General features: G+C 65.7%; 18 protein-coding genes, 3 tRNA genes and 7 pseudogenes. 18 read left to right on the top strand and 10 right to left on the bottom strand.

The features are described 5' to 3' along the window. The first annotated feature begins 70 nt into the window (after positions 1-70). Positions 71-2836, top strand: coding sequence for a DNA gyrase subunit A (gene gyrA / locus AC0IX7_RS02935; protein WP_471810446.1), 2766 nt, complete (start codon positions 71-73; stop codon positions 2834-2836). Next, on the top strand, positions 2833-3183 hold the full coding sequence (locus tag AC0IX7_RS02930; RefSeq protein WP_471810444.1) for a DUF952 domain-containing protein: 351 nt from the start codon (positions 2833-2835) through the stop codon (positions 3181-3183). Before gyrA ends, AC0IX7_RS02930 begins: the two co-directional genes overlap by 4 nt. A 321-nt stretch (positions 3184-3504) precedes the next feature. Here the strand turns inward: AC0IX7_RS02930 and AC0IX7_RS02925 are convergent, their stop codons facing one another. Beyond that, positions 3505-4392: an alpha/beta fold hydrolase gene (locus AC0IX7_RS02925; RefSeq protein WP_471810442.1), complete on the bottom strand. Its 888-nt coding sequence runs from the start codon at positions 4390-4392 to the stop codon at positions 3505-3507. A gap of 41 nt (positions 4393-4433) precedes the next feature. Here AC0IX7_RS02925 and AC0IX7_RS02920 point away from each other — a divergent pair. Next, positions 4434-5437 (top strand): annotated as a pseudogene (locus tag AC0IX7_RS02920) (alpha/beta hydrolase). Between the two features lie 7 nt (positions 5438-5444). Here AC0IX7_RS02920 and AC0IX7_RS02915 read toward each other — a convergent pair. Together AC0IX7_RS02915 and AC0IX7_RS02910 are read right to left on the bottom strand one after the other, a co-directional pair. Beyond that, positions 5445-5521: transfer RNA gene (locus AC0IX7_RS02915), tRNA-Arg, on the bottom strand. A 50-nt stretch (positions 5522-5571) separates the two neighbouring features. Then, positions 5572-5649 (bottom strand) — tRNA-Cys (locus AC0IX7_RS02910). 94 nt (positions 5650-5743) lie between these two features. On the opposite strand from AC0IX7_RS02910, the gene AC0IX7_RS02905 reads away from it, so the two are divergent. Beyond that, on the top strand, positions 5744-6253 hold the full coding sequence (locus tag AC0IX7_RS02905) for a hypothetical protein (RefSeq protein ID WP_471810440.1): 510 nt from the start codon (positions 5744-5746) through the stop codon (positions 6251-6253). 139 nt (positions 6254-6392) lie between these two features. On the opposite strand, the pseudogene AC0IX7_RS02900 reads toward AC0IX7_RS02905, so the two are convergent. The 3 pseudogenes from AC0IX7_RS02900 to hemB all read right to left on the bottom strand — a co-directional run bounded on the left by AC0IX7_RS02900 (position 6393) and on the right by hemB (position 10150). Continuing rightward, a pseudogene (locus AC0IX7_RS02900) lies at positions 6393-8631 on the bottom strand (fused MFS/spermidine synthase). Further along, positions 8624-9096 (bottom strand): annotated as a pseudogene (locus AC0IX7_RS02895) (GNAT family N-acetyltransferase). Before AC0IX7_RS02895 ends, AC0IX7_RS02900 begins: the two co-directional pseudogenes overlap by 8 nt. 65 nt (positions 9097-9161) lie before the next feature. Beyond that, positions 9162-10150, bottom strand: a pseudogene (gene hemB / locus AC0IX7_RS02890) (porphobilinogen synthase). Between the two features lie 89 nt (positions 10151-10239). Here hemB and AC0IX7_RS02885 point away from each other — a divergent pair. Beyond that, positions 10240-11124: pseudogene (locus AC0IX7_RS02885) on the top strand (diacylglycerol/lipid kinase family protein). Positions 11125-11365: 241 nt separating this feature from the next. Here the strand turns inward: AC0IX7_RS02885 and AC0IX7_RS02880 are convergent. Further along, positions 11366-11986 carry a peptidylprolyl isomerase gene (locus AC0IX7_RS02880; protein ID WP_471810438.1) on the bottom strand — a complete coding sequence of 207 codons (621 nt, stop codon included), beginning with the start codon at positions 11984-11986 and terminating at the stop codon, positions 11366-11368. A 95-nt stretch (positions 11987-12081) separates the two neighbouring features. On the opposite strand from AC0IX7_RS02880, the gene AC0IX7_RS02875 reads away from it, so the two are divergent. Genes AC0IX7_RS02875 through AC0IX7_RS02830 form a run of 10 tightly spaced genes read left to right on the top strand, consistent with a single transcriptional unit; the run spans position 12082 to position 17217 of the window. Further along, entirely contained in the window at positions 12082-12282 is a 201-nt protein-coding gene (locus AC0IX7_RS02875; protein WP_471810436.1) for a hypothetical protein, read from the top strand. After that, entirely contained in the window at positions 12260-13003 is a 744-nt protein-coding gene (locus tag AC0IX7_RS02870) for an ATP-grasp domain-containing protein (protein ID WP_471810434.1), read from the top strand. The genes AC0IX7_RS02875 and AC0IX7_RS02870 overlap by 23 nt, the downstream gene beginning before the upstream one ends. Further along, entirely contained in the window at positions 13003-13131 is a 129-nt protein-coding gene (locus AC0IX7_RS02865) for a hypothetical protein (RefSeq protein ID WP_471813980.1), read from the top strand. The genes AC0IX7_RS02870 and AC0IX7_RS02865 overlap by 1 nt, the downstream gene beginning before the upstream one ends. Then, positions 13077-13835 (top strand): LLM class flavin-dependent oxidoreductase, encoded by a 759-nt coding sequence (locus AC0IX7_RS02860; protein WP_471813703.1) that lies wholly within the window; start codon positions 13077-13079, stop codon positions 13833-13835. Before AC0IX7_RS02865 ends, AC0IX7_RS02860 begins: the two co-directional genes overlap by 55 nt. Beyond that, positions 13832-14017 carry a hypothetical protein gene (locus AC0IX7_RS02855; protein ID WP_471810432.1) on the top strand — a complete coding sequence of 62 codons (186 nt, stop codon included), beginning with the start codon at positions 13832-13834 and terminating at the stop codon, positions 14015-14017. Before AC0IX7_RS02860 ends, AC0IX7_RS02855 begins: the two co-directional genes overlap by 4 nt. Further along, entirely contained in the window at positions 14014-14748 is a 735-nt protein-coding gene (locus AC0IX7_RS02850; RefSeq protein WP_471810430.1) for a methionine ABC transporter ATP-binding protein, read from the top strand. The genes AC0IX7_RS02855 and AC0IX7_RS02850 overlap by 4 nt, the downstream gene beginning before the upstream one ends. After that, positions 14745-15191 carry a methionine ABC transporter permease gene (locus AC0IX7_RS02845; RefSeq protein WP_471810428.1) on the top strand — a complete coding sequence of 149 codons (447 nt, stop codon included), beginning with the start codon at positions 14745-14747 and terminating at the stop codon, positions 15189-15191. The genes AC0IX7_RS02850 and AC0IX7_RS02845 overlap by 4 nt, the downstream gene beginning before the upstream one ends. Positions 15192-15247: 56 nt before the next feature. Next, a complete protein-coding gene (locus AC0IX7_RS02840; protein WP_471810426.1) occupies positions 15248-15406 on the top strand; it encodes a hypothetical protein in 159 nt (52 codons plus the stop codon). Between the two features lie 8 nt (positions 15407-15414). After that, the gene (locus AC0IX7_RS02835) at positions 15415-16209 is read left to right on the top strand and encodes a MetQ/NlpA family ABC transporter substrate-binding protein (RefSeq protein ID WP_471810425.1); all 795 of its coding nucleotides are present in this window, start codon (positions 15415-15417) and stop codon (positions 16207-16209) included. 39 nt (positions 16210-16248) lie between these two features. Next, entirely contained in the window at positions 16249-17217 is a 969-nt protein-coding gene (locus AC0IX7_RS02830) for a magnesium and cobalt transport protein CorA (protein ID WP_471810423.1), read from the top strand. A 135-nt stretch (positions 17218-17352) separates the two neighbouring features. Here the strand turns inward: AC0IX7_RS02830 and AC0IX7_RS02825 are convergent. Next, positions 17353-18302, bottom strand: a pseudogene (locus AC0IX7_RS02825) (NADP-dependent oxidoreductase). 179 nt (positions 18303-18481) lie between these two features. Next, positions 18482-19768 carry a DUF2171 domain-containing protein gene (locus AC0IX7_RS02820; protein WP_471810421.1) on the bottom strand — a complete coding sequence of 429 codons (1287 nt, stop codon included), beginning with the start codon at positions 19766-19768 and terminating at the stop codon, positions 18482-18484. 294 nt (positions 19769-20062) lie between these two features. Here AC0IX7_RS02820 and AC0IX7_RS02815 point away from each other — a divergent pair. Further along, positions 20063-20137: transfer RNA gene (locus AC0IX7_RS02815), tRNA-Ala, on the top strand. A 38-nt stretch (positions 20138-20175) separates the two neighbouring features. Here the strand turns inward: AC0IX7_RS02815 and AC0IX7_RS02810 are convergent. Beyond that, positions 20176-20397, bottom strand: a pseudogene (locus tag AC0IX7_RS02810) (HipA N-terminal domain-containing protein); the annotation flags it as partial. 272 nt (positions 20398-20669) lie between these two features. On the opposite strand from AC0IX7_RS02810, the gene glsA reads away from it, so the two are divergent. Next, on the top strand, positions 20670-21593 hold the full coding sequence (gene glsA / locus AC0IX7_RS02805; protein WP_471810419.1) for a glutaminase A: 924 nt from the start codon (positions 20670-20672) through the stop codon (positions 21591-21593). A gap of 70 nt (positions 21594-21663) precedes the next feature. Continuing rightward, positions 21664-22695, top strand: coding sequence for a hypothetical protein (locus AC0IX7_RS02800; protein WP_471810417.1), 1032 nt, complete (start codon positions 21664-21666; stop codon positions 22693-22695). The last annotated feature ends 303 nt before the right edge of the window (positions 22696-22998 follow it).

Below are 22998 nucleotides of genomic sequence, written 5' to 3'. Positions count from 1 at the left end.
GGGGTGGTAAGGCGGCGGCCCGTCGGCTAAGGTGTCCGATCATACCGAAACCAGCCGAAAGCGTTCAGATTTGACCGACGAGACCACACTCGCCGAACCCACCGGCGGCGAGCCCGCCGGCATCGCCACGATCTCGATCGTCGACGAGATGAAGTCGAGCTATCTCGACTACGCGATGAGCGTCATCGTCGCGCGCGCGCTGCCCGACGTCCGCGACGGCCTGAAGCCCGTCCACCGCCGCATCCTGTACGGCGCGCATGAAAGCGGCTTCGTCGCCGGCAAGCCCTACCGCAAGTCCGCGCGCATCGTCGGTGACGTGATGGGTAAATACCATCCGCACGGCGACAGCTCGATCTACGACGCCTTGGCCCGCATGACGCAGGACTGGTCGATGCGCGTGCCGCTGATCGACGGCCAGGGTAACTTCGGCTCGATGGATCCCGATCCGCCCGCGGCGATGCGCTACACTGAGGCCCGCCTCGGCAAGGTGGCCAACGCGCTGCTCGGCGATCTCGACAAGGATACGGTCGACTTCACGCCCAACTATGACGGCTCGGAGCGTGAGCCCTCTGTGCTGCCGGCGCGCTTCCCGAACCTGCTGGTCAACGGCGCGGGCGGCATCGCGGTCGGCATGGCGACCAACATCCCGCCGCATAACCTCGGCGAAGTCATCGACGCGTGCCTCGCCTACATGGAAAACGGCGCGATCACGACGGAGGAACTGTTCGAGATCGTCCCCGGTCCCGACTTTCCGACCGGCGCGATCATCCTCGGCCGCGCGGGCGCGAAATCCGCGTACGAGACCGGCCGCGGCTCGATCATCGTCCGCTCGCGCCACATCGTCGAGGAGGGCAAGGGCGACCGCCGCTCGATCGTGCTGACCGAGATCCCGTTCCAGACCGGCAAGAACGGCCTGGTTGAGAAGATCGCCGAAGCCGCCAAGGACAAGCGCATCGAAGGCGTCAGCGACATCCGCGACGAATCGAGCCGCATGGGCGTCCGCATCGTCATCGACCTGAAGCGCGATGCGACCCCCGACGTGGTGCTCAACCAGCTCTGGCGGCACACGCCCGCGCAGTCGAGCTTCCCCGCCAACATGCTCGCGATCCGCGGCGGCCGCCCAGAGCTGCTGAACCTGCGCGACATCATCGGTGCGTTCATTACCTTCCGCGAGCAGGTCATCACCCGCCGCTCGAAGTTCGAACTCGCCAAGGCGCGTGAGCGCGCGCATCTGTTGCTCGGCCTCGTCATCGCGGTCACCAACCTCGACGAGGTCGTCAAGATCATCCGCGGCTCGTCGAGCCCGGCCGAAGCGCGCGGCAAGCTGCTCGCACGCGAATGGCCGGTCGAGGAGATCGCACCGTACATCGCGCTGGTCGAGGCGGTCGAGGACAAGCAGCAGGAGGGCATCTACAAGCTGTCCGAGCCGCAGGTCCGCGCGATCCTCGATCTCCGCCTGCACCGCCCGACATTGCTCGGCCGCGACGAGATCGGCGACGAGCTGAAGGCGCTGGCGGCGACGATCGGCGAGCTGCTCCACATCCTCGGCGACCGTGCGAAGCTGTACGAAGTGATGCGCGGCGAGCTGATCGCGATCCGCGACGAATTCGCCACCCCGCGCCGTTCCGAGATCGCCGCGGCCGCCAACGGCATCGACGACGAGGACCTGATCGAGCGCGAGGACATGGTCGTCACCGTGACCATGCAGGGCTATATCAAGCGCACCAGCCTCGACACGTTCCGCGCGCAGGCCCGCGGCGGCAAGGGTCGCGCGGGCATGTCGACGAAGGACGAGGACGTCGTCACCGAGCTGTTCGTCACCTCGACGCACACCCCGGTGCTGTTCTTCTCGAACCTCGGCAAGGTCTATCGCTACAAGGTCTGGCGCCTGCCCGAGGGCGGGCCTGCGACACGCGGCCGGCCGATGATCAACCTGCTGCCGCTGGCGCCGGGCGAGACGATCTCGACCGTGCTCCCGCTGCCGGAGGACCTGAGCGAGTGGAGCCGCCTGCACGTGATGTTCGCGACGCAGCGCGGGCTCGTGCGCCGCAACGCGATGGATGCGTTCACCAACGTGCCGTCGAACGGCAAGATCGCGATGCGCTTCGAGGAGGGCTCCGAGGACAAGCTGATCGGCGTCGCGCTGCTCAGCGAGCATGACGACGTGCTGCTCGCGACCAAGTGCGGCAAGGCGATCCGCTTTGCCGGCGACGACGTGCGCGAGTTCCAGAGCCGGACGTCGACCGGCGTGCGCGGCATCACGCTGAAGAACGACGACGAGGTGATCTCGCTGTCGGTTCTCCACCGTGTCGGCGCCACGCCCGAGGAGCGCGAGACGTACCTCAAGTTCGCCCCCTGGAAGGGCGAGCGCGAGGGCGATCACGGGATGGGCGACGAGCGCTACAACGATCTCAAGGACCGCGAGCAGTTCATCCTGACGGTCTGCGAGAACGGCTATGGCAAGCTGTCGAGCGCCTATGACTATCGCCGCACGGGTCGCGGTGGCCAGGGCATCACCAACATCGATAACATCGCGCGCAACGGCCCCGTCGTGGCGAGCTTCGCCGCGGCGAAGGGCCATCAGTTGATGCTGGTCACCAACCAGGCGAAACTGATCCGCACGACGCTGGCGTCGCTCCGCGTCATCAGCCGCAATTCGGCCGGCGTGAAGCTGTTCGACGTGGCGAAGGGCGAGCATGTCGTCTCGGCCGCACGGATCGAGGAAACCGAGGAAGACGCCGAGATCAACCTGGCCGACGCCGTGCCGGAGGTCGCTCCGGATACCGGCGCGACGATCGGCGAAGACACGGCCGCGGGCCCGGAGGACGGCGAATGAGCCGCGATCCGATCGCGTACAAGGTGCTGACGGGGGAGCAGCTGGCGACCTTGGAGAGCGGGAGCTTTGCGGGGGCGCCGGTGGATGTGGCCGATGGCTATATCCACCTCTCGACCGCGGAGCAGCTGACGGAAACGGTCGATAAGCACTTCGCCGGGCAATCGGACCTGCACGTGGCGGCGATCGATCTCGAAGCGATTGGCGACGATGTGAAGTGGGAAGAGTCGCGCGGGGGGCAGATGTTCCCACACGTCTATGGCGGGCCGTTGCTGCTGGAGACGGTGCTGTCCTACGGGCCGCTGGAGCGCGATGACGCGGGCAAGGTCAAGCTCCCCGTCGCGGGGTAAAGCTGACCCAAAGCCTGTTCTCCCGCGAAGGCGGGAGCCCAGACTGGACTCCCGCCTTCGCGGGAGAATCAAGGCAGCGGGAGATGTCGTAGATTTCCGACCTCTCGGCGCCGACTACACTTCCACCCCGGCGAAGGCCGGGGCCCAGGTGGGGATGTCAGCTTACGGAGCGGAGCGCTCCATTACATCCACCTTTCCAACTGGGCCCCGGCCTTCGCCGAGGTGGGGCCTAGTGGTCAGGTTAACTCGATTCCGAACCTCACCCAGCCGCAAACGCAGCTCGCACGAACCGCGCACACGCCTCAGGCGCGGTGATCGGGATCATGTGCCCCCCTCGATCGTGTCGATCTTGGCCCCCGGAACCACCGCCGCGGTCCGGTGACCATTCCACGCCGGATCGAGGATCGCATCCTGCCGCCCGAACAAGATCCGCGTCGGCACGCCGATCTCCGCATACCGCCCGACCATCGCCTTCACGTCGTCGTTCGCCCCGGCAAGATCCGCCGCCGCCGCCGCAATCGCGATCGGCCGCGCCGACAGCGCGCCACCGCCCCGCGTCACGAAATCCTCCGGCACCGCCTCAGGCGCAAACACACCCTCGAGCGTCTTCTTCGCGGTCAGGCGGCTCAGCGGCGTGCCCAGCACTTGCGCGAACGCCAGCCGCGCACCCGACGGGATCCGCGCCAACCCACGGAAACTCTCCGGCACCTGTTCCAGCGGCTGCGTCAGCGGCGCGATCAGCGCGAGTGCGCGGACCAGATGCGGATGGTCGAGGCCCACTGCCAGCCCGATCGCGCCACCCAGCGAATGGCCGACGAACAGCGGCCGATCGAGCCCGAGCTTCTGGATGAAGTCGGCGATGATCGCCCCCTGCGCGATGATCCCCGGCGTCGTGGCGCCGGTAGCGACCGAATAGCCCGACCCCGGCCGATCGACGACGATCACGCGATATTCGTCCTTCAACTGGTCGACGAGCGCATAGCTGAAATTGCGCAACTGCCCGCCAAGACCGTGGACCATGACGATCGTCGGACCGGATCCGACATCGAGATAGTGCAGCCGTGCGCCCGCGACATCGAGGAAGCGCCCTTCCGCGGGCACCAGTTCCTCCGCCTTGCGCGCGACCCGGCTCGAATAGAGCGACAACCCGATCCCCGACATCGCCGCCAGCACCGCACCACCAATCAAGCCCTTGCCCGTCCGCTTCATCACGATCTCCTTCGCATCTGTTGTGGGCCGAACGCGCAGCCATGCCCAAAGTCGCAGGGCGCGCGTGCGGGAACCCGTCGCAACCGTCGAACGTCCCACGCCCAAAGGAGATGCAGGTGGATCCTCAGGCCCGGACGATACTCGAGACGATCGCAACACTGGCGCCGGACGCCGACCCCATGGCGGACGATGCGCAGTGGTTGGCGGATTTCCGCTATCAGACGGCCTTGCTCAAGACGTTTTCGGGCGAACCCGAACCGGTGCACGCGATCACGCACCTCCTGCTGCCGTCCGAAACGGGGCCGCTGGTCGTGCGCCTGTATCGGCCGAAGCCGGGGCCCTTGCCGCTGCTGCTCCACATCCACGGCGGCGGGGCGATTGCGGGGTCGATCGACGGTCACGACCCGGCGCTGCGAGCACTGGCAAACCGCACCGGCTGGCTGGTCGCCGCACCCGCCTATCGCCTCGCACCCGAACACCGCTTTCCCGCGCAGCTCGACGATAGCTGGACGGCCTTGACGGGCCTCGTCGCGCAAGCCGCAGCGCTCGATATTGACGCATCGCGGATCGTCGTGTCGGGCGACAGCATCGGCGGCACGCTTGCAACCGCTTCGCCGCACGCGCCGCTGCGGAAAGCGGCCCGGCGCTGAGCGGCCAGATCCTGCTCTACCCGAACACCGACCTGCGCCGCGACACAGCCTATCCGTCGCGCAAGAGCGAGGACGGCAACATTATCGACGCCGCGTCGCTGGAGCGGCAGATCGACCTATACCTCGCATCGCCGGACGCGCGGGTCGATCCGCGTGCATCGCCGATCCTGGCGGAGGACTTGAGCGCCCTGCCCCCGACCCTGCTGGTGACGTGCGAGAACGACCCGCTAAGTGACGAGGGCGAAGCGTACGGCCAACGCCTGCGCGAAGCCGGCGTCGCGGTCGATCACCACCGGTTCGACGGCATGATCCACGCCTTCCTGCAATTCGGCGGACGCGTCGATGCGACGTCACGACTACTCGATCGCATCGCCGCATGGCTGAAGACCCGATGATGAAGAATGGTGCACCCAGAGCGATTCGAACGCCCGACCCTCAGATTCGTAGTCTGATGCTCTATCCAGCTGAGCTATGGGTGCATCGCCGTCCCGTGTCCGGTTCGACAAGCCCGCTATGAAGCGGAAAATCCTGGTGCACCCAGAGCGATCTCGAACGCCCGACCCTCAGATCTGTAGTCTGATGCTCTATCCAGCTGAGCTATGGGTGCACTGGAGGGGCGCTGATAGCAGGCATTTTCGGGGGCGCAAGGGTTTGCCGCGAGAAAGTTGTGCACGAGCGCCGGCCGGCATAGAGCGGCGGACATGAAACACGCCTTTTCGCTCCGCTTCGCATCGTTCGCGCTGGTCCTGGCAACCGGCGCGTGCAGCAAGGATCCGAACACCTACCCGTCGCTCGGCGTGCGGCCGGTAGAGAAGCTCGGATTTGCCGAGCCCGAGGCGAAGGCGGCGGTGGCGGCACCCGATCCGGCGCTCGACAAGGAGATCTCGGCGATCTCGGGCAAGCTCGATGCGATCACGACGGGCTTTACGCGCGATGCGGCGAAGGCGGAGGCGCTGGCACGGTCGGCGCGCGGCGGGGCGGTCGGCAGCGATGCGTGGATCACCGCGCAAACCGCGCTCGCCGGGCTCGACGACTGGCGCGCGCAGAGTTCGTCGCTGGTGACCGACATCGAGGCGCTCGCGACCGACCGCGCGGCGAAGCTGCAGCCGGATTATCCTGCGCTCGCGACGATCCGGGCGAAGGCGCAGGCGGAGACCGATCGCCAGAGCGAAACGATCGGCCGGATCCAGGCCAGCATGCCCGCGGCGTAAGCACATTTTCTCGATCCTCCCCGCCAGGGGAGGTGGCTGGCGCTTGCCAGACGGAGGGGGCGGTAAGCGCAACCAGCGTTCCGTGCCCTCCCCTCCGTCGCTTCGCGCCACCTCCCCTGGCGGGGGAGGATCGAGAAACTCAGAACCCCTTCAGCAACGGCAGGATCGTCGAGTAATCGTCGGTCCACGCCGCAAGCCCTCGCGCGGCGTCAGCGCGGTCCAATCCAGATCCTTCGCCTGCAACGCTGCGATCCCGCGCGGGTCACGCGACAGCGCTACCCAGTCCGACGCCGAGGCGCGATCGACCAGCAGGCTCGACGGCCGGTATTTCATCTTGACCGCGAACCATCCGCCCTCCCGCGCCGCCGCGGCGATCACCGGTTCGAGATCGATGAACCGGTTCGAGATATGCACCAGCAGCAATCCGTCGCGCGCCAGCACCCGGCCATAGGTCGCGAACGCCTCGCGCGTCATCAGATGCATCGGCACCGAATCCGACGAGAACGCATCCAGCGCGAGCAGATCGAGGCTGTTCGACGCATCGTGCGCAAGCGCTACGCGGGCGTCGCCCATCCGGATCTCCGGGTTCGGCAGGCACCGCGACAGATAGGTGAACTGGCCGGTATCGCGCGCGATCCGCACCACTGCCGGGTCGATTTCGTAGAAGCGCCAGCGTTGGCCCGGCCTTGCGTAACACGACAACGTGCCCGTCCCGAGCCCCACGACGCCGATCCGCGCGCGCGGGCCGTACAGCGCGGGTGCGGCCTGCATCGCCTGCCCGACGCCCGAGCCGGCCGCGTAATAGGTGGTCGGCGTCCGCTCGCGCCCGGGAGAACCCCGCAACTGGATGCCGTGCACGGTCGTGCCGTGATCGAGCTCGCGCAGGCCGCCATTGGGTCCGGGCTCGTCGCGGACCGTATAGACGCCGAAATAGCTTCGTACCCGCGCGCCCGGATCGATCGAGAGTTCGAGCGCGCGATAGCCGCCGAACAGGACCAGCGAGCCGGCCAGCACGATCATGTACGGCAGGCGCGCGCCGATCACGGCAAAGCCCAGCGCGGCGATGACGAGGAAATCGAGGCCCTGCCGGCTCTCGTCGAACACCGCGCTGGGATCGGTGATCCGTAACCCCGCGACGACCGCCACCACGACGGTGATCGCCGCGAGCGCGATCCACCGGGTCCGCCCCTTCGCCATCCAGATGCTCCGGAACTGGCCGAGCAGATACATCTGCGGCACCAGAGCCCCCGCAGCCAGGATCAGCAGCGGATATTCATAGGTCCAGTCGAACACCACCGGCGCGACCAGCGCGGCGAACACGCCGCCGAGCGCGCCACCTGCCGACATCGCGAGGTAAAACCCGGTCAGCCGATCGGGCGCGGGGCGCTTGCGGTACAGCGCGGTGTGCAGCGCGACCGAGATCATGAACAGCAGCACCAGCGCGATGGCTGCACTGAAGAACGGGCGCTCGTTCATGCCGCCCATGATGATGCCGCCGAACAGCAGGATCGTGATCGGCGCGATCCGCGTCAGCAGGTCGGCGAGCCAGCGGTCGTTCGCGAACGCCACGCTGAAGCTCAGCAGATACAGCCCGAGTGGGATCACCCACAGCAACGGCATCGCGACGATATCGGTCGAGATATAGGTCGAAGTCGCCAGCATCATCCCCGAGGGCACGAGCGCAAGCGCGATCCAGTGCGCGATCCGCCGGGCGCCCGGCGGCGGGCTGGTCGCCGCAACATGGTCGACCGCCGCGGTCCTGGGCAGGCGGGTGGCACAGGCGAGCACCAGCACGATCAGCAGCAGATAGCCGCCGCTCCGCAGCAAACTCTGCCCATGCACCGCCATCAGCGGCTCGACCAGCAGCGGGTACGCGATTAGCCCTGCGAAACTGCCCAGATTGGACGCCGCATACAGCGCATAGGGATCGCCACCGCCGCTCGCCGCACTGAACCACCGCTGGATCAGCGGCGCCTGCGCGGAGACTGCAAGAACAACGGCCCGATCGACAGCCCGAGCAGCCATGGCACCCAGAGCGCCGGCTGCGCCTCCGCCGACGGCGCCATCGCGACCAGCCCGATCGGCAGCCACAAGGCCGCGACGATCAGCACGCCGAGGTGAATCGCCGCCTGCGCGCGGGGTCGCACCCGCCCGAGCCAATGCGCGTACGCATAACCCGCCAGCAGCAGCGCCTGGTACACGAGCATCGCGGAGTTCCACACCGCCGGCGCGCCGCCAAGCCGCGGCAGCGCCATCCGCGCGACCATCGGCTGGACGAGGAACAGCAGGAACGATCCCGTCAGGATCGTCGCCACGAACATCGTCCGGCACCAGCGCGCCATCAGCGGCCGGTCTTCCTTCGATACGGCTTCAGACATAAGCGGGACGGTCGATCCGGTAGAGGATGTGGCGGCGCAGAGCGTCGTTTCTCGCAAGCTTGGGGTGATCGAAATCACCATCGATTACGCGGGCCATACCGAGCCGTTCCATGAGCGCACGGCTCGACTGGTTCGCTGGCACGGTAATCGCCCAGACCGTCGGCAAACTCAGCTCCCGCCAGCCCCAGGCGAGCGCCGCCTCAGCCGCTTCCCGCGCGTAACCCTGCCCCAATGCTCGTGCACGAGGCTCCAACCGATCTCGGGTTCGCCTTCGATCGGCGTACCGACGGGACCGGGCTTGATCCCGCACCAACCGATGAACGCCCCGGTATCCCGCCGTTCGAGCGCCCAGAAGCACGCGCCATAATCGGCAAGGATCGCGCTCTGGCGCGCTACCACCGCAGCGGAGTCAGCCTGCGACGGCGCCGGCCCGAGATACGCCATCACCGCCGGATCCGCACACATCGCATGATGCGCGGCGGCATCGTCATCGCGCCAGCCGCGCAAGGTGAGCTGCGCCGTCTCGATCATCACCCGAGCAATTTGGCCGCATGCGCCGCATGATACGTCAGCACGCCCGAGCAACCGGCGCGCTTGAACGACATCAGCGTCTCCAGCACCATGACGTCGCGCTCCGCCGCGCCCGCCGCGACAGCGTGCTCGATCATCGCGTATTCGCCCGACACCTGGTACGCGAACACCGGCACTTCGAACGCCTGACGGACGCGGACGATGATGTCGAGATACGGCAGGCCGGGCTTGACCATCACCGTGTCGGCGCCCTCCGCCAGGTCCATCGCGACCTCGCGCAGCGCTTCCTCGGCGTTGGCGTTGTCCATCTGGTACGTTTTCTTGTCGCCCTTGAGCAGCCCGCGCGAGCCGACCGCATCGCGGAACGGGCCGTAGAACGCACTCGCATATTTGGCGGCATAGGACATGATCTGGACGTTGTGGTGCGAGTCCGCCTCCAGCGCAGCGCGGATCATGCCGATCCGGCCGTCCATCATGTCCGACGGCGCGATGATGTCCGCACCCGCCTTCGCCTGATTCAAGGCCTGCGCGACGAGCATCTTAGCGGTCGTGTCGTTGACGACATAGCCCGCCGCGTCGACCAGCCCGTCATGGCCATGACTCGTGTAGGGATCGAGCGCGACGTCGGTCAGCACGCCGACCTCGGGCACCGCGTCCTTCAGCGCACGGATCGCCTGGCACATCAGATTGTCGGGGTTGAGCGCCTCGCGGCCGTCTTCTGTCCGGCGCTCGACCTGCGTGTACGGGAACAGCGCGATGCACGGGATGCCGAGGTCGCGCGCCTCGCGGCCTCGCGCAACGATCCTGTCGACCGACCAGCGCGACACGCCCGGCAGACTGGCAATCGGTTGCTCGACCCCTCCCCGTCGGTGACGAACAGCGGCCAGATCAGGTCGGCGGGAGTCAGCACGGTCTCGGCATGGAGGCGCCGGCTCCAGGCGGAGGCGCGGGTGCGACGAAGGCGAAGCGCGGGATAGCTTGCGGTCATGCCCGGGCTTTGCGGGATGGACGCGGGCGGATCAAGCTTACGCAAGAGCGTTACGGGTGCGAAACCGCATACCGTGCGTTGGGGGCCTTATGTCGAACGATACGATCACGTCTGCCGCGCTCGTCGTCAACGCGAAGTCGCGCAAGGGCCAGAAGCTGTTCCAGCGTGCCTGCTCGGCAATGTCAGGGCTGCCGTACGAGGTCGACGCGCACGCAGTCGATGATCCGAAGGAACTGGAGGCGACCGTCTTGCGGGCGCTGGCGAAGAAGCCGGACCTGCTGATTCTGGGCGGCGGCGACGGCACGGTCAGCGGGCTGGTCGACCTGATGGTGGGCCACGACGTGATCCTCGGCGTGCTCCCGCTCGGCACCGCCAACAGCTTCGCCCGCACGCTCGGCATCCCCTTGAACGTCGAAGGCGCCGTCGAAGTGATCCGCACCGGCAAGCCGCGCCGGATCGATCTCGGCATGATCGACGGCGATTACTTCGCGAACTGCGCGGCGATGGGCATCAGCCCCAAGATCGCCGAGACGGTGCCGCACGGGCTGAAGAAGGTCTTCGGCAAGGTCGGCTATCTCGCATGGGCGACATACCGGTATCTGCGTTTCCGACCCTTCACACTGATCGTCGGCGAAGGCCCGACCGCGGTGAAGATCCGCGTCGTCGAGGTGCGGATCTCGAACGGGCCGCATCATGGCGGCACCGAATTGGTGGACGCCGCGGCGGTCGACCTCGGGTGAAATCGTGGTGCAGGCGGTGATGGGCCACGTGAAGCGGCGGCTGGTGCAGAATTGGGTCTCCAGCGTGTTCCGGCTCGAGTCCCGCCACGAAAAGGTGCGCGACTTTCGGGGCAAGAGCCTGAAGATCAACACGATTCCGCCGCTGCCGATCTCGATCGACGGGGAAGTGCTGGCGAAGACCCGGTGACGGCGAAGGTGGCGGCAGGGATCATCCGGGTGATGGCGCCGGCCTGAGGGGCGGAAGAGCACCACTCCTCCTTGTTCTCCCGCGAAGGCGGGAGCCCAGACTGGGTCCCCGCCTTCGCGGGAAACGGATTGGTTCACGATAGGCCACTCCTACCAGCGCCGCCCGGCGAGGCCGAGGCCCAGTTGGAAAGGTCGCAGTAACGAAGCGCAGCGCTTAGTTGGCGACGTCCCCAACTGGGTTCCGGCCTTCGCCGGGTGGCTAGATTCAAGGGCGAAATAAGATCTTTCCCTACTTAACCCGACGAACGGTGAGTACCTTAACCGGCGCAGCAATCATCTGCCCCTTCATCACCCCAACCCCAGCCGTCGGCGAAGTCGGCGCAGCAAGAATGCGCTTCACCACATCCATTCCCTCCACGACATGCCCGAACGCTGCGAATCCCGCCGTGTCCCCTGTCCCCGCCGGGTTCGCATCGAGCGACAACACCGGCCCGATCGTGATGAAGAAGTCCGCCGTCGCACTGCCCGGCGCGAACCGCGCCAGCGAGATCGTGCCATCGACGTGCGACAGCCCGGTGGTGGTGGTCGGCTCGTGCGGAACAGGCTTCAGGATACGCTTCGGATCGCCCTGCGGCCCGCCCTGGATCAGCCCCGCCTCCGCGCCCAGCTTCATCGCCCGGTAGAACGTCACCCCATCGAGCCGCTTTTCATCGACATAGCGCAGGAAATTCGCGGTCGTCAGCGGCGCGCGCTCCTTTTCCAGCGCCAGCGTGATCGGCCCCTCGCTCGTCGTCATCACGATCGAGACGGTCGCCGGCACGGCCGGCGGCGGCGCCGACGGAGCCTCCTGCGCCGAGACGGAAACGGCGCCGAAAACGGCAAGAGCGAGCGTGACGAATCTGCAGATCATCCGCCACGCTACCGCCTCGCCCCGCTCCTGTCAGCGGCTCGCGACACGATATTGCGCGCGGCAAAGTATTGCTTGGGTTTGCACGCCCGCACGCAATGCGTATCCGGGTCGCGATGACCGATCTCGCCATTCTCTACGAGCACCCGCTCTGGTTCGAGCTGCTGTTCGCCGCGCTCGACCGCCGCGGCGTCGATTTCTCGCGCCACGCCGGACGGCTTCTGGAACCCCGCCGACCAGAGCGCCCCCGCCCCCGTCGTCCTCAACCGCATCGCGATGTCGAGCATCCTGCGCAATGACGAGCATCCGATCTTCGACACGATGGCGATGCTCGATCACCGGCGCCGCACCGGCGCGCACGTGATCAACGGCACCGACGTGCTCGCGATCGACGCGTCCAAGGCGCGGCAATTGTCGCTGATCGCCTCGCTCGGCCTCGCAATCCCCGAGACACGCGTCGTCCACCGTGCCGCCGATGTCGTCCCCGCCGCGCAGACGCTCCGCTTCCCGCTGGTCGTGAAGGCGAACATCGGCGGATCTGGCGCCGGCATAATCCGCTTCGACAGCCTCGAAGAGCTTCGCACCGCCGCCGCCGATAACGGCCTACCGAGCAGTGTCGACGGCGTCCTGCTGGTCCAGGAATACGTCCCCGTCCGCGACGGCGCGATCACCCGGATCGAAACGCTGAACCGCAAATACCTCTACGCGATCGAAGTCGCAGGCGGCGGCGCGTTCGATCTCTGTCCGGCGGACGCGTGCGTCGTCCCCGGTTCCGGCATCAAGATGGCCGCAGTCGAGCCTTCGCAGACCCTGAAGGATGCCGCCGAAGCGATCGCCCGCGCGGTCGATCTCGACGTCGGCGGGGTCGAGGTGATGATCGACGATCGTGACGGTGTCGCCCGCTTCTACGACATCAACGCGCTGTCGAACTTCGTCGCCAAGCCACTCGATGTGCTCGGCTGGGATCCGCACGACCGGCTCGTCGATTACCTCGTCGAACAGATCGAGAAGGCCCGCTGATGCGCTATGGTTACTGGACTCCCGTCTTCGGCGGCTGGCTTCGCAACGTTCCCGACGAGGGGATGGAGGCGAGCTGGGCTTACACCAAGGCGCTGACGCAGAACGCGGAGCGCTGGGGTATGACCTGACGCTGATCGCCGAGCTGAACCTCAACGACATCAAGGGCGTCGAACAGCCCGCGCTCGACGCCTGGTCGACTGCGGCGGCGCTCGCGGCGGTGACCGACAGCATCGAGCTGATGGTCGCGGTTCGCCCCAACTTCCACCACCCCGCGCTGTTCGCCAAGGCAGCCGCGAATATCGACCGGATCTCGGGCGGGCGTCTCGCGCTCAACGTCGTGTCGTCGTGGTGGGCGGACGAGGCGAAGCAATACGGTCTCCAGTTCGACCAGCACGACGATCGCTACGCGCGCACCGCAGAATGGCTGACCGTCGTCGACGGGCTGTGGACCGAGGAACGGTTCAACTTCGCGGGCCAGTTCTACACCACCGAACAGGCAATCTGCTCGCCCAAGCCTGCCAAGCGCCCGACCGTCTATGCCGGCGGCGAGAGCGAGAAGGCCAAGGCGATGATCGCCGCGCAGTGCGACGCCTACGTCATGCACGGCGACCCCGCCGACGCGATCGCGCCCAAGATCGCCGACATGGCCGCGCGGCGGAAGCCGCCGGCGGCGCACCGATGCAATACGGCATGGCCGCCTACGCGATCGTCCGCGACAGCGAGGCGGAGGCGAAGCGCGAGTTGGAGCGCATCACCAGCGTCACCGAACTGCCTGCGGGCTATGCCAATTTCGACCAGTGGCTGTCGGGCACGCAGCTCGAACGCGAATTGAAGATCCAGGAATATTCCGTCTCCAACCGCGGCCTGCGCCCCAATCTGGTCGGCACGCCCGAGCAGTTGAAGGAGCGCGTCGCGGAATACGAAGCCGCCGGTCTCGACCTGCTGCTCCTTCAGATGAGCCCGCAGGCCGAGGAAATGGAGCGGTTCGCGGTGCAGGTCATGGGCTCAGCATGATCCGCCTCACTGACGTCGTTAAAACCTATCCGGCAAGTGAAGCGGCTGCCCTGGACGGGATCTCGCTAGAGATCCCGGCGCGCGGCGTGTTCGGAGTCATCGGGCAGTCCGGCGCAGGCAAGTCGACGCTGATCCGCCTGATCAACGCACTAGAGCGCCCGAGTTCCGGTCGGGTCGAGGTCGATGGTGTCGACGTGGCGGCCTTGTCAGCCTCAGACCTGCGTGCGCTGCGGCGGCGGATCGGCATGATCTTCCAGAATTTCGGATTGCTCTCGTCGCGCACGGTAGCGGCCAACGTGGCGTTCCCGCTCGTGCTCGCCGGCATCCCCAAGGCCGAGCGCGAAACGAAGGTCGCCGCGCTGCTCGACCGCGTAGGCCTCGCCGATCACGCCGCCAAATACCCCGCCCAACTCTCCGGCGGCCAGAAGCAGCGCGTCGGCATCGCCCGCGCGCTCGCCACCGACCCCGACATCCTTCTCTGCGACGAAGCGACCAGCGCGTTGGATCCAGAGACCACCCGCTCCGTGCTGACCCTCCTCCGCGAACTCAACCGAGACCTCGGCCTGACGATCGTCCTGATCACACACGAAATGGACGTCGTCCGCTACGTCTGCGACCGCGTCGCCGTCCTCGAACGCGGCCGCATCGTCGAGACCGGCGAGGTCACCGACATCTTCGCCAACGCCGCCCACCCGGCAACGCAGCGCATGCTGGCGGCGCTGGCAGCATGAGCTTCTTCGTCAACATCGACTGGTCCGACATCGGCCAGGCGTGCCTTGACACGCTGATCATGCTCGGCGGATCGCTGATCTTCACCATAGCGTTCGGCCTCCCGCTCGGCGTCCTGCTCTACATTACCGGCCAAGGCCGCCTGTCGCAGAACCGCGTCGCCAACGCCGTGCTCGGCATCGTCGTCAACATCCTCCGCTCGGTCCCGTTCATCATCCTGCTGATCGTGATGATCCCGCTCACCGTGATGCTCGTCGGCACCTCGCTGGGCGTCGCCGGCGCGATCCCGCCGCTCGTCGTCGGCGCGGCGCCGTTCTATGCGCGGCTCGTCGAGGGATCGCTCAAGGAAGTCGACCGCACCACGATCGAGGCGGTGCAGGCGATGGGCGCCACCACGCGCCAGATCGTCACCGGCGCGCTGATCCCCGAGGCGCTCCCGGGCTGATCGCCGGCGCCACCGTCACCGCGGTCGCGCTCGTCTCGTTCACCGCTATGGCGGGCGTGGTCGGCGCGGGTGGGCTCGGCGATCTAGCGATCCGGTTCGGCTATCAGCGGTTCCAGACCGACGTCATGGTCGTCACTGTCGTGCTGCTGGTCGTGCTCGTCCAGATCATCCAATATGCCGGCGACGCGCTCGCCCGCCACTTCACCCGCCGCTAGGAATCGCCATGAACCGCCGCACCCTGCTCGCCTCGTTCTCGCTGTTCGCGCTTGCCGCATGCGGAGGCGCCAAGACCAACGACGGCAAGACGCTGACGATCGCCGCAACCGCGGTGCCGCACGCCGAGATCCTGGAGTCGATCAAGCCGACCCTCGCCAAGCAAGACGTCGACCTCCAGATCCGCGTCTTCAACGACTACGTTCAGCCTAACCTCCAGGTCGAGCAGAAGCAGATCGACGTGAGTTACTTCGAGACCAAGCCGTATCTCGATCAGTTCAACGCGTCGCGCGGTACGCATCTGGTGACGTACGCCGGCGTCCATGTCGAACCGCTCGGCGCCTATTCGCGCAAGTGGAAGTCGATCGCGCAGATCCCCAACGGCGCCACCGTCGCGATCCCGAACGAGCCCAGCAACGGCGGCCGCGCGCTGCTGTTGCTGCAAAAGGCCGGGCTGATCACGCTCCGGAACCCGACCAATCCGCTGTCGAGCCTCAACGACATCGCCACCAACCCGAAGAACCTGCAGTTCAAGGAACTGGAGGGCGCCACCCTGCCCCGGACGCTCGGCGAGGTCGATCTCGCGCTTATCAACACCAACTACGCGCTCGACGCCAAGCTCAACCCGGTCCGCGATGCACTCGCGATCGAGGACAAGAACAGCCCCTATGTCAATTTCGTCGTTGGCCTGCCCGGTGGCGAGAAGGATCCGCGCGTCGTGAAGCTGATCGCGGCACTCCGTAGCCCGGCCACCAAGACATTTATCGAGCAGCATTATCGGGGTGCAGTGCTGCCGGCGTTCTGATTACCGGCGCGGCCTCGTTAGCGTAATCTTTGAGGCTCCATGACGGTCGTCGCCGCGTATCTCTATCGTCATGGCAAGCGCGTCCGCGCGGTCTCGATCGACGAAAAGGTCGATTGCCCGGCGGATCGTTCCGAGTTCGTCTGGATCGGCATCTGCGACCCGTCGGCCGAGGAAATGCGGACGCTCAAGGAGCAGTACAACCTCCATCCGCTGGCAGTGGAGGACGCGATCAAGGCGGACCAGTTACCCAAGGTCGACGTGTATGGCGACCAGTTGTTCGTCGTGGCGCGGACCGCGCAGCTCGAGGACGACAAGATCGCGTATGGCGAGACCGCGATCTTCGTCGGCCACAGCCACATCATCAGCGTCCGCCACGGCTCGGCGCGCTCACACAAGGCGCTACGCGAACAGCTCGAAGCCGCGCCCACGTTGTTGATCAACGGCGTCGACTACGTCCTCCACGCGATCCTCGACTACGTCGTCGACGGCTACCTACCGATCATGGAGAGCATCGAGGACGAGGTGCTGGCCATGGAACAACGCACCATCGACGCGTTCCTAGGTCGCGACGAGATCGTCCGGATCTTCGGCTTGCGTCGAGAAATGATCCGCTTCCAGCGCATTCTCGGGCCGATGGGCGAGGTCGCGGGCAAGATCGTCCGCCTCGACCTGCCCTGCATCGATACCGAGGCGAAACCGTATTTCAGCGACGTGCTCGACCATGTCCGCCGCGTGCAAACGATGGTCGAGGGCCTGCGCGAAGTGCTGACGTCGGTGTTCGAATTCAGCAACCTGCTCGAACAGCAACGCACCGGCGCGATCACCCGACAGCTCGCCGCCTGGGCCGCCATTCTCGCCGTGCCGACCGCGATCGCCGGGATCTATGGGATGAACTTCGAGAATATGCCCGAGCTGAAGACGGAATACGGGTATTTCGTGGTGCTGGCCGTGATCGCGATCGTCTGTTCCGCGCTGTACGTGAAGTTCAAGCAGGCGAAGTGGTTGTAGGAAGGGGCGCAATTATCGTCATCCCCGCGGAGGCGGGGACCCATATTCTCAAACGCTCGCAGTCGGACCGAGACGCCTGCCAGTATGGGTTCCCGCCTGCGCGGGAATGACGATCGGGCGGTAAAGGCTGCTAGCTCAAACCTTGACGAGCATCTTCCCCGTATTCCCACCCGAGAACAGCCCCAGAAACGCATCGGGCATCGTCTCGATCCCTCGTGCACCGTCTCCTGCCGCTTCAGCGTCCCCGCCGCCAGCATCCCGCCCATGTCCTTGTAGAACTCGTCGGCGCGGCTCATGAAATCGCTGACGATGAACCCGCGGATCTGGATCCGGTTACCGATCAGCCGCGCGAGATACTTCAGCTGCGTCGCCGCCCCGCTGTTGTACACGTCGATCATCCCGCAGACGGCAAACCGCGCGTGCATATTCGCATGCGCCAGCGCCGCATCGAGATGCTCGCCGCCGACGTTATCGAAATACACGTCGATGCCCTTAGGAGCGGCTTGACCCAGCGCCTTCACCACCGGCACGTCGCTCTTATAGTCGATCACCGCATCCGCCCCGAGCGACTTCACCCAAGCGCATTTCTCCGCGCCGCCAGCCGAGCCGATCACCGTCATGCCCTTGGCCTTGGCGACCTGGACGACGGTCGATCCGACCGCGCCCGCCGCTGCCGACACGAACACCGTGTCGCCCGCCTTCGCCTCGGCAACCTGGAGAAGACCGAAATACCCGGTCATCCCCGGCATGCCGAGCTGCCCGAGAAACGCCTGTGGCGGCACGTCGAGCGAGGGCAGCTTCTGCACCTGCGCGGCCGGGACCACCGCCTCGTCGCGCCAGCCCGCCATGTGCAGCACCATGTCGCCGACCTTGATGCCGTCGTCGTTGCTCTCGACCACTTCGCCGACCGCGCCGCCCTGCATCGCATCGCCCAGCGCGAACGGCGGGACATAGCTCTTCACGTCGTTCATCCGCCCGCGCATGTACGGATCGACCGACAGCCAGCGATTGGCGATACGCACCTCGCCAGCGCCGAGCGCAGACTGGTCGAGATCGATCATCGCGAAGTCGGTATGCTTCGGCATGCCTTGCGGACGTGCCTTCAGGCTCCATGCACGGGCCATAAACTTGCTCCTGTCTTGAGTATTCGTGTTGTGGGTATGGCGAAACACGGGCCCAGCGCAACCTGCAAAAAGCCCGGACGTTTCCGCCCGGGCCCCTTTTTGGCTGACATCATGCGACGCCAGCCAACGCTTTCAACCAGTTAGTACGTGGTCGAACCCGACTTGCCGAGTGTGTCCGACGTCGTGCCGCCGGTCGTCGTGCCGGTGCCCGATGCCGTGCCGGTCCCGGTGCCGCCCGTCTGCGTGCTGCCCGTCTGCGAGCTCGAAGCATAACCGCTGGTGCCGGCATCCTTCTTGTCGCCGCCCGTGCGGTCGCCATACTCGAACATCGCCGAGTTGCGCTCTTCTTCCTTCCACGCCGCCTTGGCTTCATCGGCCGACTTCGACAGCGTCACCTTGCCATCGACGGTCTTGATCCAGCACGACGGGATCGAGTGATGCACGCCACCCGCATCACGGTCGTTCTTGGTCAGCAGGATCCGGTCGCCCTTCACCTTGTCGACCGTACCGACATGGCTTCCGTCGGAACCGACGACCTCCATATGCTCGGTTACTTGCGACAGCGAGCTGCGCTGGCCCTGACGCTCGGTGCGCCACGACGAGAACTCGTTCTCGAACTTCGAGCGGTTCTCGTTGCGATACTCGTCATAGTCACGGTCGAGCGCCGCGATCTGCGTGCTGCGCCAGCTATGATAATGATCGTCGTGCGTGTTCGACGAGCGGTTGCCGAACGAACGGCTATCCGAATTGCCATAGGAACGCTCGTCATAGCGCGCATCGGCTTCACGACGATGCTCTGCCTCGTCATCGCCGAACCACGAGCGCACTTCGTCGCCGGCGCGGGCGATAAAGCCGCGATCGTCATAGTCATAGCCCTGCGGCTGGCGGCCATAACCACAGCTGTCACCACGCTGCGAGTTGCGATTGTCGTCGTCCGCATGACGGTTGCGCCCTACATCCTCGAACCGACGACCGTCCGATGCGTAGCTGCCGTGATATTCGGTATCGCCCGAACCCTGGCTGCGCTGGCCGTAACCCTGCTGGCCATAACGCTGCTGGCCCGAATCCTGCCGACCATAACCCTGCTGGCCGTAGCGCTGGTCCGAGCCCTGGCCATAACGCGATTGACCATAGCGATCTCCGCCCGATGGCTGCTGGCGATCGTTATGACCACCGTAATAATCGCGGCCGCCCTGATCGCGGTTCTGTTCGCGGCCATAGGGATCGCGACCGTATTGATCTCGGCTCCCCTGATCGTCCCGTCCGCGGTTGTCGCGGTCGAATTCACCGGCTGCTGCGTAATCGCGCGCACTGGATCGACCGTAATCGCCACCATCCGACCGGAAATCGCGACCATAATCCTGCGAGTTCGGTCGACCGTAATAATCGCCCGACTGACGATCCCGGGTATTGCGTTCGTAGACCATAAGAGCCTCCTAATTGCTGTCCTGCGGCTGCCGGTCCCGTCGATCGCCCTAGTCGATCGCGTTCCCGTACATTCCGAGGACTACAAACGCCAAGCCGGAGGATTGTTCCTGTATTTGCCGTAACTTGACGGCGACACGACGCAACGTTGCGACGACGCGCCGGACCGAGATCGGGTGGTAGTCCCGCTGAGCAGAGTACCGCCCCAAGAGCCTGAGAACACAGGCCCGCCAAGCCAGTTGCATCCCCGAAATCGACCCGTTAAAGCCGCGATCATGGCCTATGGCCAACCGCGCGGGGCCGTAGCTCAGATGGGAGAGCGCTGCAATCGCACTGCAGAGGTCAGGGGTTCGATCTCCTCGGCTCCACCAGCGCAAACTATTGAAATCGTCTGTTTCAATACAGGCGGCGCCGAAACATCCAGTGCCGCCGCGGCGCCTTGCCGCTGGTCGCCTTCGAGCAGCAATCGCCCGAAGAACGAACGACAGGCTGCGCGGTTGAAGGGCTCATCGCGTAACGGCAGGGAGCACGACAATGGCTTGTCGTCGTCGCTTACCCGCGTGGGGTCATATCCAAAGCTGAGATCGCTGCTACGATCTTGCGTCAGCAAGCCAACAAGATGCTGGTCCCACCGGACGACAAGCGCGCGATCGGTCGACGCTCCAGACCATCAAGGCTCAACATCAACCCCAGCGCCGCGATCAGGAATATCGAGGCCGAGGTTAACCATATGGGCCCGAAGATCCCGATCGGTAACATCATCAAGGGAATGAGGCTATGCGTCGGTCGGCATCGTCGTGGAACGCATCATAGGTCCAGGGAGACCGACCACCCAGCGGAAGGACATGAGGGAGATCGAACGCCGCGGGATCGTTGTGATGCCTTATAGGGAGCCACGCAGCAATGAACGTCGACCAGATCGCCACCGAAATCGCCGCCGAGATCCAGGCCGACGCAAAGGCTGTCGAGAACGCGGCGGACGCAAAGACGCCGGGTCTCACACCCGGACCGTTCGGGATGGCGATCGCGATGGTCGATGGCTCGTTGATCCGGGCGGGATCACCCAAAACCTTCCCGATCCAGAGCATCTCGAAGGTCTTTGCGCTCGGCCTGGCACTGGAGAAACTTGGCGATACGGTGTTCGAACGGGTGGGGCGCGAGCCCTCGGGCGATCCGTTCAACTCGGTGATCGATCTTGAGCGAACCCAAGGCATTCCGCGCAACCCGTTCATCAACGCCGGCGCGCTGGTTGTCGTCGACATGCTGGTCGAGCAGTTTGGCGATGGTGCGCGAAATGCCGTGATCGATCTCGTGAAGGGCGGGATCAAGGATGCTACGTCGAAAGCGGCGGTGATGCTTGACCCGGAGGTATTGAACGAGGGCGGCGACCTCAACCGCGCGATGCTTCACTTCATGGTGCATCACGACAATGTCCGCTCGCCGATCGACGCGGTCATGGACGCGTATGCGCGGCAATGTGCGATCAGCGTGGATTGCGTCGGGCTTGCACAGGCCGGATGCTACCTGGCCGATACGCGAATGGCTGCCAACGCTGCGGACGATCGCGCCAAGCGCATGCGAACGACGCTCGCGCTGATGATGACGTGCGGCCATTACGACGGTTCGGGCGACTTCGCCGTCCGTGTCGGCCTTCCCGCCAAGAGCGGCGTCGGCGGCGGCATCCTGGCGATCGCGCCCGGCATTGCCTCGATCGCAGTGTGGTCGCCCAATCTGGATCAGCACGGCAATTCGATGCTCGGCGTACGTGCGCTCGAGATGCTCAACGCGCGCACCGGCTGGTCCGTCTTTGGTCCACCGATCGACTGAAAGGAGCGCCTCCGCACATGCTTGCCGCCGAAGCGAACCTCGCACATTATCCCTGAAAAGGGGGACGCGCGTGAACAAGTGGGTGCTGATATTGGCGCTGGTCATCACAACACCGGTCGCGGCGCGGGATTTGGGCGTGCCGGCCGACAAGGGCTGGAAACATGCCGAAACCGGCCTGATCCTCATGCCGCAACTGGCCGGTCTTTCGCGCACCACGCTCACCGATGCGACCGAGACCGAGCATGACGTGGCTGCGCAATATGACGTGGCGGACAAGAGCGTGTTCGCGACGATCTACCTCTTCCACCCAGCAATTCCCGACGTAGCGTTGTGGTTCGATCGGTCGCAGACCGCGCTTGAAACCCGCGACATCTTTCGCCATGCCGCCCCGGCGAGCGCCGATCCGATCGCCTTCGCCGCAGTGAACAGCGGGACGGCAACGTCCCTACGCCAGGTCTATGCCACGCCCGGCGGCGCATATCGGAGCACCGCCCTAGCGGTCGTGCCGGTCGGCGAGTGGATCGTCAGCATTCGCATGAGTGCGAAGACACTGACCGCGGACCAGCTCGACGCCCGCCTGCAACAGGTGATCAAGGCCGTCCTTTGGCCGCCCTCAACTACCATCGCAACCATCGCGGCCGCTCCGGTCAAGACTTGCGCCACGCCGCTGACGTTCACCAAGGCCAAACAGGCCAAGCCGAACGGTGGCGACCTGCTGATGTCCTTGATGGCCAGCACCATGACGGCCAAGGCAAAAACGGAAGAGAAGTCGGCTCCGCCCGTGCCGCATGCGAGCTGGTGTCGCGACGGCAGCGCGAGCACCGAATACGGCGTCTATCGGTCGAGCGCGGGCACGGGCGGCTACGTCATGGCGCTCTACGATGCCGGCCGTGTCGTCAGCGTCTATCCCTCACTGATGGGCCAGATCAACAAGAGCGGGACCTATGCGGTGTCGCTGGAGGATGTCGAAGGCACGACGTCGGTCTTTCCGTCCTTCACAGCCCTGCCTTCGCCAAAGCAGGTGTGGGACCTGGTCGGAAGCGGCAAACGCAGCGGTACGATGAAGGGCAAGCAGATGACGATCGACCCGAAGGCACTCTGATCCGTCATTCCAGATCGCCCGTCGCGTCAGCAACAGGGCGGTGATCCAGGCGAAAGCGAACCCACCCACCACCGCGCCATTGCCATCGGCGATCAGTATCTCAGCCAGAACGATCAGCGCCAGGGCAGCGCCGATCTTGCCCATCTGTCTTCCATTGCGATTCATCTTTGCGCTCCCCGATTGTCGAGGGCAGCTTTGCCGCAGTCCCGTCAGCGTCCGATCGCGAGGTCCGTGTGCGGTCCGTTCGCTTGTCGTGCAGATCCTGTGCAGAGGATGAATCCAAACCCGGCCGGTTTCCCTTCG

It is taken from the genome of Sphingomonas sp. AC411, from assembly GCF_979253035.1.
This window is presented reverse-complemented; position numbering and strand designations above follow the sequence as displayed.

Coding starts and splice junctions, on each gene's coding strand:
- AC0IX7_RS02930 (WP_471810444.1), top strand. CDS start 2,833: ATGAGCCGCGATCCGATCGCGTACAAGGTGCTGACGGGGGAGCAGCTG.
- AC0IX7_RS02925 (WP_471810442.1), bottom strand. CDS start 4,392: ATGAAGCGGACGGGCAAGGGCTTGATTGGTGGTGCGGTGCTGGCGGCG.
- AC0IX7_RS02905 (WP_471810440.1), top strand. CDS start 5,744: ATGAAACACGCCTTTTCGCTCCGCTTCGCATCGTTCGCGCTGGTCCTG.
- AC0IX7_RS02880 (WP_471810438.1), bottom strand. CDS start 11,986: ATGATCTGCAGATTCGTCACGCTCGCTCTTGCCGTTTTCGGCGCCGTT.
- AC0IX7_RS02875 (WP_471810436.1), top strand. CDS start 12,082: ATGCGTATCCGGGTCGCGATGACCGATCTCGCCATTCTCTACGAGCAC.
- AC0IX7_RS02870 (WP_471810434.1), top strand. CDS start 12,260: ATGTCGAGCATCCTGCGCAATGACGAGCATCCGATCTTCGACACGATG.
- AC0IX7_RS02865 (WP_471813980.1), top strand. CDS start 13,003: ATGCGCTATGGTTACTGGACTCCCGTCTTCGGCGGCTGGCTTCGCAAC.
- AC0IX7_RS02850 (WP_471810430.1), top strand. CDS start 14,014: ATGATCCGCCTCACTGACGTCGTTAAAACCTATCCGGCAAGTGAAGCG.
- AC0IX7_RS02845 (WP_471810428.1), top strand. CDS start 14,745: ATGAGCTTCTTCGTCAACATCGACTGGTCCGACATCGGCCAGGCGTGC.
- AC0IX7_RS02835 (WP_471810425.1), top strand. CDS start 15,415: ATGAACCGCCGCACCCTGCTCGCCTCGTTCTCGCTGTTCGCGCTTGCC.
- AC0IX7_RS02830 (WP_471810423.1), top strand. CDS start 16,249: ATGACGGTCGTCGCCGCGTATCTCTATCGTCATGGCAAGCGCGTCCGC.
- AC0IX7_RS02820 (WP_471810421.1), bottom strand. CDS start 19,768: ATGGTCTACGAACGCAATACCCGGGATCGTCAGTCGGGCGATTATTAC.
- glsA (WP_471810419.1), top strand. CDS start 20,670: ATGAACGTCGACCAGATCGCCACCGAAATCGCCGCCGAGATCCAGGCC.